The organism is Kaustia mangrovi (assembly GCF_015482775.1).
Lineage (GTDB): Bacteria > Pseudomonadota > Alphaproteobacteria > Rhizobiales > Im1 > Kaustia > Kaustia mangrovi.
In genome coordinates, this window is the sequence record NZ_CP058214.1 from 2,525,166 (window position 1) to 2,539,950 (window position 14,785).

The 14,785-nt window shown below is 69.7% G+C and carries 17 protein-coding genes and 1 tRNA gene; 10 read left to right on the forward strand and 8 right to left on the reverse strand.

Annotated elements, in window-relative coordinates; translation table 11 throughout:
• Window positions 1–138 precede the first annotated feature (138 nt).
• Window positions 139–1,908 (reverse strand): heparinase II/III family protein, encoded by a 1,770-nt coding sequence (locus HW532_RS11650; protein ID WP_213160648.1) that lies wholly within the window; start codon window positions 1,906–1,908, stop codon window positions 139–141.
• Window positions 1,909–1,954: 46 nt separating this feature from the next.
• Entirely contained in the window at window positions 1,955–2,623 is a 669-nt protein-coding gene (rpe, locus tag HW532_RS11655) for a ribulose-phosphate 3-epimerase (protein ID WP_213160649.1), read from the reverse strand.
• 159 nt (window positions 2,624–2,782) lie between these two features.
• On the opposite strand from rpe, the gene modA reads away from it, so the two are divergent.
• The 3 genes from modA to modC are packed head-to-tail and all read left to right on the forward strand — an operon-like array spanning window position 2,783 to window position 5,374.
• Complete coding sequence (gene modA, locus HW532_RS11660) at window positions 2,783–3,565, forward strand: molybdate ABC transporter substrate-binding protein (protein WP_246478753.1); 783 nt, start codon at window positions 2,783–2,785, stop codon at window positions 3,563–3,565.
• 13 nt (window positions 3,566–3,578) lie between these two features.
• The gene (modB, locus tag HW532_RS11665) at window positions 3,579–4,262 is read left to right on the forward strand and encodes a molybdate ABC transporter permease subunit (RefSeq protein ID WP_213160650.1); all 684 of its coding nucleotides are present in this window, start codon (window positions 3,579–3,581) and stop codon (window positions 4,260–4,262) included.
• Window positions 4,262–5,374: a molybdenum ABC transporter ATP-binding protein gene (modC, locus tag HW532_RS11670; protein ID WP_213160651.1), complete on the forward strand. Its 1,113-nt coding sequence runs from the start codon at window positions 4,262–4,264 to the stop codon at window positions 5,372–5,374. Before modB ends, modC begins: the two co-directional genes overlap by 1 nt.
• Window positions 5,375–5,468: 94 nt before the next feature.
• On the opposite strand, the gene HW532_RS11675 is transcribed toward modC, so the two are convergent.
• From HW532_RS11675 to htpX, 3 genes are read right to left on the reverse strand one after another with little or no spacing between them, the layout of a single operon-like run.
• Window positions 5,469–5,840, reverse strand: coding sequence for a winged helix-turn-helix domain-containing protein (locus tag HW532_RS11675; RefSeq protein ID WP_213160652.1), 372 nt, complete (start codon window positions 5,838–5,840; stop codon window positions 5,469–5,471).
• Window positions 5,841–5,899: 59 nt separating this feature from the next.
• Window positions 5,900–7,294, reverse strand: coding sequence for an RsmB/NOP family class I SAM-dependent RNA methyltransferase (locus tag HW532_RS11680; RefSeq protein ID WP_246478756.1), 1,395 nt, complete (start codon window positions 7,292–7,294; stop codon window positions 5,900–5,902).
• Complete coding sequence (gene htpX / locus HW532_RS11685) at window positions 7,278–8,234, reverse strand: zinc metalloprotease HtpX (RefSeq protein ID WP_213160653.1); 957 nt, start codon at window positions 8,232–8,234, stop codon at window positions 7,278–7,280. The genes HW532_RS11680 and htpX overlap by 17 nt, the downstream gene beginning before the upstream one ends.
• A 128-nt stretch (window positions 8,235–8,362) precedes the next feature.
• Between htpX and HW532_RS11690 the strand changes: the two genes are divergently transcribed.
• From HW532_RS11690 to HW532_RS11700, 3 genes are all read left to right on the forward strand, one after another.
• Window positions 8,363–8,596 carry a DUF1674 domain-containing protein gene (locus HW532_RS11690; protein ID WP_213160654.1) on the forward strand — a complete coding sequence of 78 codons (234 nt, stop codon included), beginning with the start codon at window positions 8,363–8,365 and terminating at the stop codon, window positions 8,594–8,596.
• Window positions 8,597–8,732: 136 nt separating this feature from the next.
• Window positions 8,733–9,314, forward strand: a complete 582-nt coding sequence (locus tag HW532_RS11695; RefSeq protein WP_213160655.1) for a YqaA family protein — start codon at window positions 8,733–8,735, stop codon at window positions 9,312–9,314.
• A 25-nt stretch (window positions 9,315–9,339) separates the two neighbouring features.
• Window positions 9,340–9,831, forward strand: a complete 492-nt coding sequence (locus HW532_RS11700) for a disulfide bond formation protein B (RefSeq protein WP_246478765.1) — start codon at window positions 9,340–9,342, stop codon at window positions 9,829–9,831.
• Between the two features lie 39 nt (window positions 9,832–9,870).
• Here the strand turns inward: HW532_RS11700 and HW532_RS11705 are convergent, their stop codons facing one another.
• From HW532_RS11705 to HW532_RS11715, 3 genes are all read right to left on the reverse strand, one after another.
• Window positions 9,871–10,431, reverse strand: coding sequence for an HNH endonuclease (locus tag HW532_RS11705; RefSeq protein WP_213160657.1), 561 nt, complete (start codon window positions 10,429–10,431; stop codon window positions 9,871–9,873).
• Window positions 10,432–10,592: 161 nt separating this feature from the next.
• The gene (locus HW532_RS11710; protein WP_213160658.1) at window positions 10,593–11,264 is read right to left on the reverse strand and encodes an alpha/beta hydrolase; all 672 of its coding nucleotides are present in this window, start codon (window positions 11,262–11,264) and stop codon (window positions 10,593–10,595) included.
• Window positions 11,261–11,911, reverse strand: a complete 651-nt coding sequence (locus HW532_RS11715) for a DNA-3-methyladenine glycosylase family protein (RefSeq protein ID WP_213160659.1) — start codon at window positions 11,909–11,911, stop codon at window positions 11,261–11,263. The genes HW532_RS11710 and HW532_RS11715 overlap by 4 nt, the downstream gene beginning before the upstream one ends.
• Before the next feature lie 57 nt (window positions 11,912–11,968).
• On the opposite strand from HW532_RS11715, the gene gluQRS reads away from it, so the two are divergent.
• From gluQRS to HW532_RS11735, 4 genes are all read left to right on the forward strand, one after another.
• Complete coding sequence (gluQRS, locus tag HW532_RS11720; RefSeq protein ID WP_213160660.1) at window positions 11,969–12,865, forward strand: tRNA glutamyl-Q(34) synthetase GluQRS; 897 nt, start codon at window positions 11,969–11,971, stop codon at window positions 12,863–12,865.
• Between the two features lie 174 nt (window positions 12,866–13,039).
• Window positions 13,040–13,126, forward strand: a tRNA-Leu gene (locus HW532_RS11725).
• 20 nt (window positions 13,127–13,146) lie between these two features.
• A complete protein-coding gene (locus tag HW532_RS11730) occupies window positions 13,147–13,593 on the forward strand; it encodes a GNAT family N-acetyltransferase (protein WP_213160661.1) in 447 nt (148 codons plus the stop codon).
• A 142-nt stretch (window positions 13,594–13,735) separates the two neighbouring features.
• Entirely contained in the window at window positions 13,736–14,785 is a 1,050-nt protein-coding gene (locus HW532_RS11735; protein WP_425491878.1) for a YeiH family protein, read from the forward strand.

The window sequence follows — 14,785 nt, forward strand, 5'->3', positions numbered from 1 at the left end:
ACGCGGTGGATGTCCCGCATCTGGAGCTGCACCGGCCCACGCCCCCACCCGGCCACCCATGAAATTATGATCCCGTGGGTGGCCGGGTGGGGGCGTGGGCTGGCGCCGTCATCGCAACAAGGCTTAGGACCTTGACGGTCAGCGGGTACCGGGCTCCAGGGGCAGTTCCCGGGGCGGGGCGATATATTCGTTCGGCGCGCTACGGCGCTCGATGCGCTTGAAGGCCCATTTCACCGCCGTCCCCTCGGCGCCGACCGTGCCGGTGAGCACGATCTGGCGGGTCCGCCTCGGCGCGGCCTGGCCGAGGAGATAGACGCTGTCGGCGACCTCGAGCCGCGCGCCGCGCGCGCAAAAGCGCCAGCCGGTCCGGTTGGGCAGGAGCAGCACCACGCTCGCCCCGTCGCGCGCCATGGTCACCTTGACCGAGGGGTGGAGGTGGAAGCGCACGGCAAAGCCCGTCTCCGGATCGGTCGTGCGGCCGTCGGGCGATGGCGCGAACCGGTCCTCGCCGCGCAGATCCGCCCCGTCGCTCGCCAGATAGAGCCGGCGTTCGTGACCGTAGCCATAGGCGGCGACATAGCCATCGTGACGCGCCTCGAGGATCGTGCCGCCGGGATGGGACTGGAGCGCGCCCTCGACGGTGCGCGGCCCGAACAGGAGCGGCGAGCCGAACAGCTTCTCCGTGACCCGGTTGGCGACGATGAGGCAGGAGGAGCGCTCGCCCAGAATGGCGGTCGAATGGGCCGCGGTGCGCCGGGAGGCTTCCGTCCAGCGCGGGTCGATCAGGCGGGAATTGCCGCAATTGACGACGATGCGGTGCGGCCCGTCGCTGAACTCGAAGGCGAGCGGACCCGCCTGTGCGCCCGGATTGAGGCCGATGGCCGGCGGTCGGCCGATGTCGGCGATCACCGTCGCACGGCCGTGGCCGAGACGGGCATAGCCCACATGGGGGGCCAGCGTGATGGGCCGCCCATGCACCGCATCGGCGTCCACGATGGCGCGCGCGGCCCCGGCCATGCGATCCGTGACCCCGTTGAAGCCCGCCAGCCCGCCATCGCCATGCAGGAAGAAGCGCAGGAGCGGCAGCATGCGCTCGATAGCCGCCACGAGCCCGTGGGGCAGCTCGCAGCTCGTCCTCTCTATGGCGTCGCGCAGCGGCAGGAGATCGAGCAGCAATTCGACCAGCACCGCCGGATTGCGCGATATGTGACCGCCATCGGGCAGGATCTGCTGCTCCAGCTCCCGCGACAGGCGCTCCAGGAGGTTGGCGCGCACCGATTCGAGCCCGCCGAGTGCGGTCGCGGCATAGGCCAGCGCGATGGCCGCGTCGAGCCGGTTGCGGCCGGACGGGGCGAGCCGGATGGCGTTCATGAGCTGCGTCGCCTGCCGGCCGAGGCTCGCCATGAAGGCCTCGTGAAAGCCGGCATCGGCATTGTGCAGGAGGAACGGGCCGTGCTGGATCCAGGCGATGAGCCTGCGGCTTGCGACGTCGAGCCGGCGGGCCACGGGATGGTGGCGCGCGCTCATGCCCATCCAGTCGCCGACGAGGCCGCGGGCCTGCACGCGCGGCAGCTCGCGCGAGGCGGCCTCCAGATGCATGAGCCAGCCGAAGCCGTGGAGCGAGGCGGCAAACGCCTCCGTCGGCGGCGCGAGCTCGAAGACGATCCGGTTCTGGGCGTCGACCAGCGTGCCGGCCAGATGGAACCGGCCGCGATAGATCTCCGCGGCAAGCGCGGGATTGCCCTTCACGAGCGGCGGAATGGGCTGGACGAGCCGTTCGGCCCGCAGGAGCCTCAGCGGCGTCCAGCGTGCGGCGCGCCGCGCGATCCCCTGCGCGCTGCGCCGAAGCGCGGCCTCGGCGAGCTCGAGCGCCAGGGCGGACGGTGTGGCGTCGCGGCGAACGAGCATGGCTCACACGCCCCCTTCGGCGAGGGAGCGGCGGGCGATGCGGCCCTCAGGCGCCGCCGCGCAGTCCGGCGATATTGTCGGCGTAGCGGTCCGGTCCGCCCGCAAAGGCCGCCGTTCCGGCGACCAGCACGTCGGCGCCGGCGTCGATTGCCCTGGCTGCGGTCTCGAAATTGATCCCACCATCGACTTCCAGATCGATCCTTCGTCCGCTCCGGTCGATCATGTCGCGCAAGGCGGCGATCTTCTTCAGGCCCGTCTCGATGAAGGCCTGGCCGCCAAATCCGGGATTGACCGTCATCACCAGAAGCAGGTCGAGATCGTCGATCAACGGTTCGACGGTCGCGACCGGCGTTCCCGGATTGAGCGAGAGTCCGGCCCTGCATCCCGCCGCCTTGATGGCCTGGATGGTGCGGTGGCCATGGGGACCCGCCTCCGGGTGAAAGGTGATGATGTCGGCCCCGGCCCTGGCGAACGCCTCGATGAACGGATCGACCGGTGCAATCATCAAATGCACGTCGAATATCTTATCCGTGCATCGTCTTAACGATTCGATAACGCTGGGGCCGAAGCTGATATTCGGCACGAAATGGCCGTCCATCACATCGAGGTGTATGTAGTCGGCGCCGGCCTTGTCGATGGCGCGGACCTCCTCGCCGAGCCGCGAAAAATCGGCAGCGAGGATCGAGGGGGCGATCTTGATCGGTCGTGTGGTCATGGTGGGCTTTCCATATCAGCGCCACCCGGGTGCGGCAAGGAATTGAAGCGCGGACTGGCGTGCGGTGATTCGCGTATGGCCCACGAAGCATCTTGACAGGCCTCGCTATATCTCGATGAATATAGCGAAACGATACGGCATCACCCTGGAGCTTCCATCATGATAGTGCGGCAACGGCTCGGCGCGGCGGCGCTCGCCCTGGTCCTGACGGTCATCGGGCTTGCCGGCCCGGCAAGGGCGGCGGAGGTCACGGTCTTCGCCGCGGCGAGCCTCACCAATGCGATGGAGGATGTCGGCGCGCTCTACAGGGAAAAGACCGGCGAGCCGCTGCGCTTCTCCTTCGCCTCCTCCTCCACGCTCGCCCGCCAGATCGAGGCCGGCGCGCCCGCTCAGATCTACGCATCCGCCAACGAGAAGTGGATGGACACGCTGGACAAGGCCGGCCTCGTGGCCGATGGCACGCGGGTCAGCCCGATCAGCAACAGCCTCGTCCTGATCGCGCCGGAAGACAGCGATCTTGAGCCCATGGCGATCGCGAAGGAGACCGATCTCGCCGCGCTCCTGGGGACCGACGGGCGCATGGCGGTCGGCGATCCCGACCATGTACCGGCCGGCATCTATGCCGCTGAGGCCCTGCGCGCACTCGGCCAGTGGGATGCGCTCGAGCCCCGTCTCGCCCGGGCCGACGACGTGCGCGCCGCGCTCGCGCTGGTCGCGCGCGGCGAGGTGCCCCTCGGCATCGTCTATGGGACGGACGCGGCGATCTCCGAGAAGGTGAAGATCCTCGGCACGGTCCCGGCGGGCAGCCACAAGCCGATCACCTATCCCTTCGCCATCGTCGCCGGCAACGACACGCCTGCGGTGCGCGCCGTGTTTGACTTCATTGTCGGGCCGGAAGCCCTTAAGGTGTTCGAGCGCTACGGTTTCACGCGCAACCGGTAACGGTCGGGACCCCATGCTGACGCCTGCGGAAGTCGAAGCCCTGCTCCTGAGCCTGCGCATTTCCGTCGTGGCGGTCGGCTGTGCGCTTCCCCTGGCGGTGCTCGCCGCCTACGGGCTCGCCCGCCTCGACTTTCCGGGCAAGACGCTGCTCGACGGCATCGTCCACCTGCCCCTCGTGCTGCCGCCGGTGGTCATGGGCTATCTGCTGCTGGTGACCTTCGGCACGCGGGGACCGGTGGGCTCGTGGCTTCTCGACACGCTCGGCATAAGGGTCGTGTTCAGCTGGACCGGCGCCGCGCTCGCCGCGGGGATCATCACATTCCCCTTCCAGGTCCGCGCGATCCGGCTGGCACTCGGCGCCATAGACGCCAAGCTCGAGGTCGCCGCGGAGACGCTCGGGGCCGGCTGGTTCGACCGGTTCTGGACGATCACCCTGCCGCTCGCCCTGCCGGGCGTCATCGCCGGCGCCATTACCGCCTTCGCGGCGAGCCTTGGCGAGTTCGGCGCGATCATCACCTTCGTCTCCAACATCCCCGGCGAGACGCGCACCATCCCGCTGGCGATCTATACCGCGATCCAGACACCCGGCGGCGAGGTGGATGCCGCACGGCTCGCCGTGCTGGCCATCGCGCTCGCCCTTGCCGGGCTCGTCCTCTCCGAGCTCGCCGCGCGCCGCGTCGCCCGGCTCCACGGCTGATGTCGCTCAGCCTCGATATCCGCCACCGCTTTGCGGGGTTCGCGCTCGACGTGGCGCTCGACACGCCGGGCCCCGGCATCCTCGCGCTCTTCGGGCCGTCGGGCTCGGGCAAGACGACGACGGTCAATGCGGTCGCCGGCCTCATCCGGCCCGACGAGGGGCGCGTCTCGGTCAATGGCGAGACGCTGTTCGATTCACACGCCAGGGTGTGGGTACCGCCGCGCCGGCGCCGGGTGGGCTATGTGTTCCAGGAAGCCCGGCTCTTCCCGCACCTCACCGTGCACGACAACCTGCTCTATGGCTGGCGCCGTGCCGGGCGCCCCTTCGACCAGGCAGGCATCGACCATGTGGTCGCGCTCCTGGGGCTCGGCGCGCTGCTCGACCGGCGCCCGCGCACGCTGTCGGGCGGCGAGCGCCAGCGCGTCTCCATCGGACGGGCGCTCCTCACCGCGCCGCGCGTCCTGCTGCTGGACGAGCCGCTGACCGCGCTCGACGGGCCGCGCAAGGACGAGATCCTCCATTATCTGGAACGGCTGCGCGACGAGACGCGCATTCCCATCGTCCTGGTGAGCCATTCCATCGACGAGGTCACACGGCTCGCCGACTGGATGGCTGTGTTCAACGAGGGCCGGCTCGCCGCATTCGGCAGCGTCTTCGACATCACGGCGCGAATCGACCTCTTCCCCATGACCGGCCGGTTCGAGGCCGGCGTCGTGCTGGCCGCCACGGTCGCCGGCCACGACCGCGCCCATGCGCTCACCCGGCTCTCTTTCGACGGTGGCGAACTCGTCGTACCCGGCCTCGACGCGCCCGTCGGCGCAGTAATGCGCGTGCGGCTCAGGGCGCGCGACATCATGCTGGCCCTCGATCCGCCCGAGCGCATCAGCGCCAACAATGCGATCGCCGCGACCATCGTGGAGATGCGCCTCGATCCGGGTGCCTTCGTGGAGGTGCTGCTGCAGGCCGGCGAGAGCCGTCTGATCGCGCGCATCACGCGCTATTCCATGGATCGCCTCGGCCTCAAGCCCGGCCAGCAGGTCCACGCCATCCTGAAGACGGTCACGGTCGAGCGGCGCAGCATGGCAGCCGGCGGCGAGGCGCAGGACCTGTAGCCGGCCGCGGGACGGCACGGCATCGGGGCGCAACCGCCCGCCATCGCCAGCCGACCGGTGGGGACGAGCCCGTGCAGCCCGTTCCGGCAATCCGTTAATCGGCGTCCTCGCGGTCCAGGCGGGTGAGCCGGGCGAGTGTGCCGGCCGCGCCGCGTTCGGCCTCGACGGAGATGTCGTCGAACAGGGCGACGAGCGCCTCGCCGAAGGCGGTCAACGCCGCGCCGCCACGGGCATGGCCGCCGGAAAAGGTCTCGATGGCGGGCTCGCGGAAGGCGGAATTGACATCGTCGACGAGCAGCCAGGCGCGCCGGTAGGACATGCCCATGGCCCGCGCCGCGCCGGAAATCGACCGCTCGGTCGCGATGGCCTTGAGCAGCGCGATCTTGCCGGGCCCCAGCTCATGGCCGTTGGGCAGCCGGATCTTGATCCACAGGCGCGCCTTCGCCTCGTCGGCCGGTTGGGACATCGCTCGGGCCCTCGACTGTTCGCCTCCGGAGCGCTGCCGGCCGGGCAATAGCGCTCCCTTTACAGGGCACGTAGACGGGCCGCGAAAAAGCCGTCAAGCCCCTTGAGGTCGCCGGCCGCGTCGACCGCCTGGCCCGGAAGGGTGCGCAGATCCCCCTCCGCTGTGACGAAATGGCCGAGACCGGCGAGTTCGTCGGCATGCACGGGAACGCGCTCGGCCCGGCCGGCCGCGAGGACCTTCGCGACCACCTCCGGCCCCTCCTCGGGCTCAAGCGAGCAGGAGCAATAGACGACGAGGCCGCCGGGTTTCACGAGCGTGAGGGCGTGCGCCAGAAGCGCCGATTGCAGCCCGGCCAGCGCGCCGATCTGTTCCGGCATCTTGATATGGGGCAGGTCGGGATGGCGGCGGATGGTGCCGGTCGCCGAGCAGGGCGCGTCGAGCAGAACGGCATCGGCGGGTTCCGCCGGGCGCCACAGCGCGGCATCGCCATGGACGGTGTCCGCGGCAAGCCCGGTGCGCTTCAGGTTCTCCGCGAGCCGGGCCAGCCGGTGCGCGGAACTGTCGATGGCGGTCACCCGCGCGCCACGGGCGGCGAGTTGCATGGCCTTGCCGCCGGGGGCGGCGCACAGATCGACGACATGGGCGCCGCGCACATCGCCGAGGAGCCGCACGGGGAGCGCCGCGGCGGCGTCCTGCACCCACCAGACCCCGTCGCCATAGCCCGCAAGCTCCTCCACCCGGCCGGAATGGTCGGCGAGGCGCACCGTGCCCGTGGGCAGGAGGACGCCGCCGAGCCGGTCGGCCCACCCGGCCGCCTGCACGTCGTCGGCCACCGTGATGTCGAGCGCGGCGCCCGCGAGATGGGCCTCCGCGATGGCGCGCGCCTCCGCCTCGCCATAGGCCGAAACCCAGCGCCGCCACAGCCAGTCCGGCGTGGCGATCCGGGCGGCGTCCTGCCCGGCGGCGATTGCCGCCCCTTCGGCGGAGACCTTGCGCAGAACCGCATTGACGAGGCCCTTGAAGGGCCGCATCTGCCGGTCGCCCGCGGCCAGGCTCACCGCGAGATCGATGGCCGCATGGGCCGGCACGCGCAGGAACAGGAGCTGGGCGGCCCCGGACAGGAGCGTCGCATAGACGCCGCCCGCGCGGCGGGGCAGCGGGCGGGAGAGGAACCGGCCCAGAATGTCGTCGATGGCGAGCTTGTGGCGGAAGGCGGTCGCGGCGATGGCGCGCACGAGCGCCCGGTCGCGCGGGGCAAGGCCCGCAAGCGGGCCGTCCCCGGCGCTCAGGCGGAACAGCTCGTCGAAGGGACGGCCGGTCTCCAGAACCTCGGCGATGAGCCTGACGGCCTCGCGCCGTGCCGGCAGGCCGGCCTGCGGTGCCGACGAGCCGGACCTGCGTTTGCCCCGCGGCGTGCGGATTTCGGCCATGCCCCGGTCAGCCCCACGGGCCACGGGCGCTGCTCCCGCCATGGGACGAGCGCTGCCAGGGTGCGGGGGCGTGGCCGCCGCGCGCCTCGTTCTGCGCGGCCGTGCCGCCGCCGCCCGTGCCCCATTCGCCTGCGAGCTCGCGCAGGGCCGCGATCCGGTTTTCCGTATCGGGATGGGTGGAGAACAGATTGTCCATGCGCTGGCCGGAGAGCGGGTTGATGATGAACATATGCGCGGTCGCCGGATTGGCTTCCGCCTGGGGGTTTTCCACGCGGTGGGCGGCGCCGGCGATCTTGTTCAGGGCGGAGGCGAGCGCCATGGGATTGCCGCAGATCTCCGCGCCGCCGCGGTCTGCGGCATATTCGCGGGTGCGGCTGATGGCCATCTGTACCAGCATGGCGGCGAGCGGGGCAAGGATCGCCATGGCGATCACGCCGACGATCCCCAGCGGATTGTCGCGCTCGCGCATGCCGCCGAAGAACAGGCCGAAATTGGCGAGCATGGAGATCGCACCCGCAAGCGTCGCGGTGATCGTCATGGTGAGCGTGTCGCGATGCTTCACATGGGCGAGCTCATGGGCCATCACGCCGGCGATCTCGTCCCGGCTCAGCATGCCGAGCAGGCCCGTCGTGGCCGCGACGGCGGCATTCTCCGGGTTGCGGCCGGTCGCGAAGGCGTTGGGCTGGGCGTTCTCGATGACATAGACGCGCGGCATGGGAAGTCCGGCGCGCTCGGAGAGCTCGCGCACGAGACCGTAGAAATCGGGCGCGCTGGCCTCGTCCACCTCGCGCGCGCCATACATGCGCAGGACCATCTTGTCCGCGTTCCAGTACGCGAAGGCGTTCATGCCCAGCGCCACGACGAGCGCGATGACGAGGCCGGCCTGGCCCGCGAGCAGGAAGCCGACGCCCAGGAACAGGGCGGTCATGCCGGCCAATAGAATGGCTGTCTTCAGGTAGTTCATGGACCCAGGGATCCTCCGGGCTTGTCCGACATCCAGATCGTGTGCGGTCCGGCTTGAATGCCACATGTCCGCGACCGTATATGTTGGTGGACCATTGCGAAACGACAAGCGCGGGAGCAGAGCGAACCATGAGTGCCGACAGGACAGGGCATGGCGACGGCGCAAAGGCCGGAAACCGGGGCGAGGGCGCGAACGACAATCTGCCGCCCGCCGCGCGCCGCGCCCTTGAGGAGGCGGCCGCCCGCCGCGCCGAAATCGACGCGCGCGCGACCGCACGCCCGAAGGAGATCAACGGCGCGGACGGTCCGGAGCCGACCCGTTACGGGGACTGGGAGAAGAAGGGCCTGACAAGCGACTTCTGAACCGGGACCGCCACGGCCTGCGGCGTCTTGCGTCGTCTTGGCGCTTGGCGCGGCCGACCGTGCCTGCTAGCTAGGGCGCTCACGCCGGCCCATTGCCGGAACAGTCGAGACCGGATCATACCAACGACGCCCGGCAATGCTCAGACGGCTCTATGACTGGACCCTGTCGCTCGCCCGCCGTCCCGGCGCGACCCGGGCGCTTGCCGCGATCTCCTTTGCGGAAAGCTCGTTCTTCCCCGTTCCGCCGGATGTCCTGCTGATCCCGATGGTGCTGGCCGAGCGCACCAAGGCGTGGCTCTACGGCACGGTGACGACGGTGGCCTCGGTGCTCGGCGGCCTGTTCGGCTACGCCATCGGCTACTTCCTGCTCGACACGATCGGCCGTCCGATCATCGACTTCTACGGCTATACGGAAGAGTTCCACAAATTCGCCGGCCTCTACAACGAATACGGCGCCTGGATCGTGTTCGCGGCGGGCCTCACGCCGCTGCCCTACAAGGTGGTGACCATCGCCAGCGGGGTGACCATGCTCAACCTGCCGGCCTTCATGCTGGCGAGCGTGGCGAGCCGGGGCCTGCGCTTCTACGCGGTGGCGGCGCTCCTCTACTGGTTCGGGCCGCCGATCCGCGACCTGATGGACCGCTATCTGAACTGGGTGTTCTGGGGCTTCGTTGCGCTGGCGGTCGGCGGCTTCGTCGTGCTGCCCTATTTGTGGTGACGGAAAACGGGGAACCATCATGGCCATGACGCGCACGACCGCAGCAGCCATCGTCCTTTTCGCCGTGAGCACGGCGACGATCCTCGGCGCCTGGGCCTTCGAGATCCTCGGCGGCTATGCGCCCTGCCCGCTCTGTCTCACCGAGCGCTGGCCCTATTATGCGGTCGTCGCGCTCGGCTTCGTCCTGGTCGTCGCGGCAATGGCCTCCGCCCATGAGCGCTGGATCCGCGCGGGACTTGCCATATGCGGCGCGATCATGCTGGCGAGCGCCGCACTCGGCGGCTATCACGCCGGTGTCGAATGGGGCTGGTGGCCGGGCCCGCAGACCTGCGCCGGCGGCGGCGGCTTTTCCGGCGGCGGCGTGCTGCCCGATCTCGACAATGCCCGCGTGGTCGCCTGCGACGAGGCCGCATGGCGGCTCTTCGGCCTGTCCTTTGCCGGCTACAACGCCGTGATCTCGCTCTGCCTCGCCATCGTCGCCTTCTGCGGCGCGATCAGGCCGCGCAGGACCGTTTGATCCGGGCCCTGCCCCCGGCTTGGTTGGAGGCCGAGGCCGTCACGGCTGAAGCTCGGTATCCCAGTAGAGATAGTCGAGCCAGCTTTCGTGGAGATAGTTCGGCGGGAACAGCCGGCCGTTGCTGTGGAGCTCGTAGACGGTCGGCCGGTCCGGCGTGCGCGAGGGGTGCATCTTGGCGACGTCCGGCATCTTGCCGCCCTTCCTCAGATTGCAGGGCGCGCAGGCCGTGACGACGTTCTCCCATGTGGTCTGGCCTCCCCTGGAGCGGGGGATGAGATGGTCGAAGGTCAGCTCCTCGCGGGTTCCGCAATACTGGCAGGTGAACCGGTCGCGCAGGAAGACGTTGAACCGCGTGAAGGCCGGGTAGCGCGCCGGCTTCACATAGGACTTGAGCGCGACGACGCTCGGCAGCCGGAACTCGAAGCTCGGGCTGCGCACCGCGCGGTCATATTGCGAGACGATGTTCACGCGGTCGAGGAAGACCGCCTTGATCGCGTCCTGCCAGCTCCACAGGGACAGCGGATAATAGCTCAGGGGCCGGTAATCCGCATTGAGAACCAGCGCAGGACAGCTCTCGGGTGATATGGCCAGGCCGTTCACCGTGTCCTCTCCTTGACGGATGCCCGGGCCGTCGGACCCTTCATCCCGCCTTCTTCCGCCAGCCTGAATCAGCCGCCGCGGATAGACACGTACTATATATGGTGTGACAGCCTTGTGAAAGATGGCTGTGAGGACGGCAGGCCGTCCCGAAACGCCTGACGTCAGGGGCGCCCGGCGGGCACGGCGAACACCTCGCCGAGGAACTGGCCGCCAAGCGCAAGGCCGTCCGGTGCGATACCGTGGCCGACGCCATGGGAGACATGCCACTGGACGGGAACCTCGGCGCGGCCGAGCGTCTGGGCGGCGATCTGAAGGGCGGCGACGGGGATGACCTCGTCGCGGTCGCCATGGACGAGGAGCACCGGCGGGCGGGCCGCGATCTCCGCATCGAGGTGCTCGGGGCCGGCCAGCGCCCCCGAATAGCCGAGAATGCCGGCGGCGGGCCTGGCACGGCGCAGACCCACATGCAGGCTCATCATGGTGCCCTGGCTGAAACCGACCAGCGCCAGCCGGCTGTCGTCGAGGCCGTGACGGTCGAGCTCGGCGTCGATGAAGGCGTCGAGCGCCGGCGCGGCATGCCGCACACCCGCCCAGTACTCGTCCGGATCGAGGCGCGTGAGCGCGAACCACTGCCGGCCCATCGGAGCCATGCCACAGGGCTCCGGCGCATGCGGGCTGACAAAGGCGGCGTCCGGCAGGAGGTGCTGCCATTCGCGGCCGAGCCCGATGAGATCGTTGCCGTCGGCACCGTAGCCGTGGAGGAAGATGACGAGCTGGCGGGCGGGGCCGCCCGAGGCGGGCGCCAGGCGGGGGCCGTCGAGGGTCTCGGTCATATCGGGTCGGGGATCCTGTTCCGGTTGGAGGGAAGGGTGCGGTAATAGGCCCAGATCAGCCGGGCGGCGACGGCGCGCCATGGCCGCCAGGGCATGCCGAGCGCCTGCATTCGCCTGGCGTCCGGTCTCGTGTCAAGGCCGAAGGCGGCCGCCGTCGCCGTCTGGAGCGCGAGGTCGCCCGCGGGCCAGGCGTCGCGCCGGCCGAGGCAGGCAAGCAGATAGACGTCCGCCGTCCACGGCCCGATGCCCTTGATCGCGGTGAGGGCGGCATGGACCTCCTCGTCCGCCATCGCGCCGAGCCGGTCAAGGTCGAGCGTGCCGTCGAGCACGGCCCGGGTGAGGCTCCGGATCGTGCGGATCTTCGGGCGCGACAGCCCCGCCGCCTGGAGGCGGGTATCGTCGAGCCCGTCGAGATGGCCGGGCTCGAGCGGCGAGAGGCTCTCCTCCATGCGCGCCCAGATGGCGGCGGCGCTGGCGGTGGAGACCTGCTGGCCGGTCACGATGTTGAGGAGACCGCGATAGCCGCCGTCGCGGCGGCGCAGCGGCGGCATGCCCGTCTCGCGCATCATGGCGGCAAAGCGCGGCTCGCGCCGGGCCAGCGCCTCGATGCCCTTCTGCAGATCGTCCAGCGTGTCGATGGTGGTCATGCTATGAATCCCGGCCCATATATATCTATCATCGCCATGTGACCGTGGGTACCGCCGATGAACCGTGTTCCCCGCTTCCGTTTCGCGCCGAGCCCGAATGGCGAGCTGCATCTCGGCCATGCCTATTCCGCCCTGTTCACGGCAGAGGCCGCGCGCGAGGCGGAGGGCCGCTTCATCCTGCGCGTGGAGGATATCGACTTCCTGCGCTGCCGCGCCGCGCTGGTGGACCGCATGCTGGAGGACCTCGCCTGGCTGGGCCTGAGCTCTCAGGAGCCCGTCCGGTACCAGTCGAAGACCATGGGCGCCTACCGCACGGCCCTGTCGCGGCTCAGTGCGCTCGGCCTCCTCTATCCATGCTTCGCGACCCGGCAGGAGATCCGCGAGGCGGTCGGCGACGATCCGGGCCACCCCCGCGATCCCGAAGGGATGCCGATCTATCCGGGTCTCCACAAGCATATGGCCCCCCATGAGCGCCAGCGGCTGATGGACGAAGGCAGACCCTACGCCCTGCGGCTCGACATGGAGCGCGCGATCGCCATGGCCGAGCGCAAGGCCGGCGGCCCGATAACCTTCCGCGAATACGGCACCGGCCCGGCCGGGGAGGAGGGCGAGCTGCCCGTAAATCCCGCGCGCTGGGGCGACGTGGTGCTCGGCCGCAAGGATATCGGCGTCAGCTACCATATCGCCGTGGTGGTCGACGATGCCGCGCAGGCCATCACCCATGTGACCCGCGGCCAGGACCTGTTTCATGCCACAGACATCCACCGGCTGCTCCAGGTGCTGCTCGACCTGCCGGAACCCGTCTACCGCCATCACGAGCTGATCGGCGACGAGACGGGCCGCAAGCTGTCGAAGAGCGCTGGCGACCGCAGCCTGCGCGCCCTGCGCGAGGCCGGCGTGACGGCCGAGGAAATCCGCGAGCTCCTGGGCTTCGCCCGGCAGACGGTCCGCTGACCCGACCCGCGACAGCCGTCGCTCGGGGAACGGTTTCCCGGCCCCCCCCGCCACTCCTGCGAGACAAGGCCGGCGCCGGACTGTCGCGCCATCGCCGACGAGTTGCTTGTTGACGGCCAAACGCGCCTGCTTATGATCGCGGGCGGTCGCCGGGGGACAGTCCGGCGTACGGTTGCGGGCGTGGCGGAATCGGTAGACGCGCTGGACTCAAAATCCAGTTCTGGTGACAGAGTGTGGGTTCGACTCCCACCGCCCGCACCAGCCTCGAGGAGGCAAGCCCCATGGCCAGCATGCGGATCGCGGAAGCCGGCGACGTCGCCGCCATCGAAACCGTCGCGCGCGACGCCTATTCCCTCTATCTCGACCGGATGGACCGGCCTCCGGGCCCGATGCTCGCCGACTATGCGGGACAGGTGAACGACGGGCTCGTCCATGTGCTCGAAAGCGAGGGCGCCATCGCGGGCTTTGCGGTGATCGAACCGCGTAGCGACCATCTCTTCCTGGAGAATGTCGCCGTCGCGCCCGGATGGCAGGGCCGGGGCTTCGGGCGCCGCCTCGTCGGGTTCGTCGAGGAGGAGGCACGCCGGCGGGACCTGTCCGCCATCGCGCTCTATACCAACGAGGTCATGGTGGAGAATCTGGCGCTCTACGCCCATCTGGGCTTCGAGGTCACCCACCGCGCCGTGGAGGACGGCTATCGCCGGATCTATATGAGGAAGGATTTGTGATCGCCCGCCGGTTGCCGGGCCTGTGCGATCTATCGTTCGTTTTTTTCGATTGATTTAACAGTTATTATTCGTTGGATTGATTGAATGGCCTGCCGCATCCTCGCTGATATTCATCGCAGCAAGCAGACCGGCGGGCCCACACTTGTCACACGCGAACCAATCGACCCGGACGATCGGCCGGCCCGGCAGGGCGGCCGGACATGTCGCAACCCTGTGGCCCGGCCTCGCGCTCGCCACCGCCATCACGCTCGCCGCCTTCGGCCTGCGCTACATGCCGGGGCTCGCGATATTCAGCCCGCTGATCCTCGCGATCATCGTGGCGGTGCTCTTCAACAATGTCGTGGGCACGCCGGAGCGGGCGCGCCCCGGCATCGCCTGGGCCATGCGCCCGGTCCTCAGGGCCGGCATCGTGCTTCTGGGCCTCCAGCTCACCGTGCAGCAAATCCTGTCCGTGGGCGTCACGGGGCTCGCCATCGTCGCGACGGGGCTTCTCGGCACCTTCCTGTTCACGATCTGGGCGGGCCGCCTCCTCAAGGTCGATGCGGGGCTGACGGAGCTCATCGCGGCGGGCACCTCGATCTGCGGGGCCTCCGCCGTGATCGCCACCAACACCGTGACGCGCGCCCATGACGAGGATGTCGCCTATGCGGTGGCCTGCGTCACGGCCTTCGGCTCGCTCGCCATGTTCCTCTACCCGGTCCTCCAGGGCCCGCTCGGCCTCGACGCACCGGCCTACGGCCTGTGGGCGGGGGCGTCGATCCACGAGGTCGCCCAGGTCGTGGCCGCCTCCTTCCAGGGCGGCCAGGCGGCGGGCGATGTGGGCACCATCTCCAAGCTCGCCCGGGTCGTGCTTCTGGGGCCCATGGTCATCGCGCTCGGGCTGATCGCGGTGCGCCGCGGCCGGGCCGACGGCGCGAGCGCGCACCAGCCGAGCGCGCCCATTCCGTGGTTCGTCTTCGGCTTTCTGGGCCTCATCGTGCTCAACAGCGTCGTTACGATCCCGGAAAGCGTGAAGACGGCCGGGGCCACCGTCACGCCCTTCCTGCTGTCGGTCGGGCTTGCCGGCATGGGACTGTCGATGCATATCGGCAATCTCAGGGCCAAGGGGCTGCGGCCCCTCCTGCTCGGAACGCTGTCCTGGCTCTTCATCGCCGGCACGACCCTCTTGCTGATCACGCTCCTCGGGGCGTAG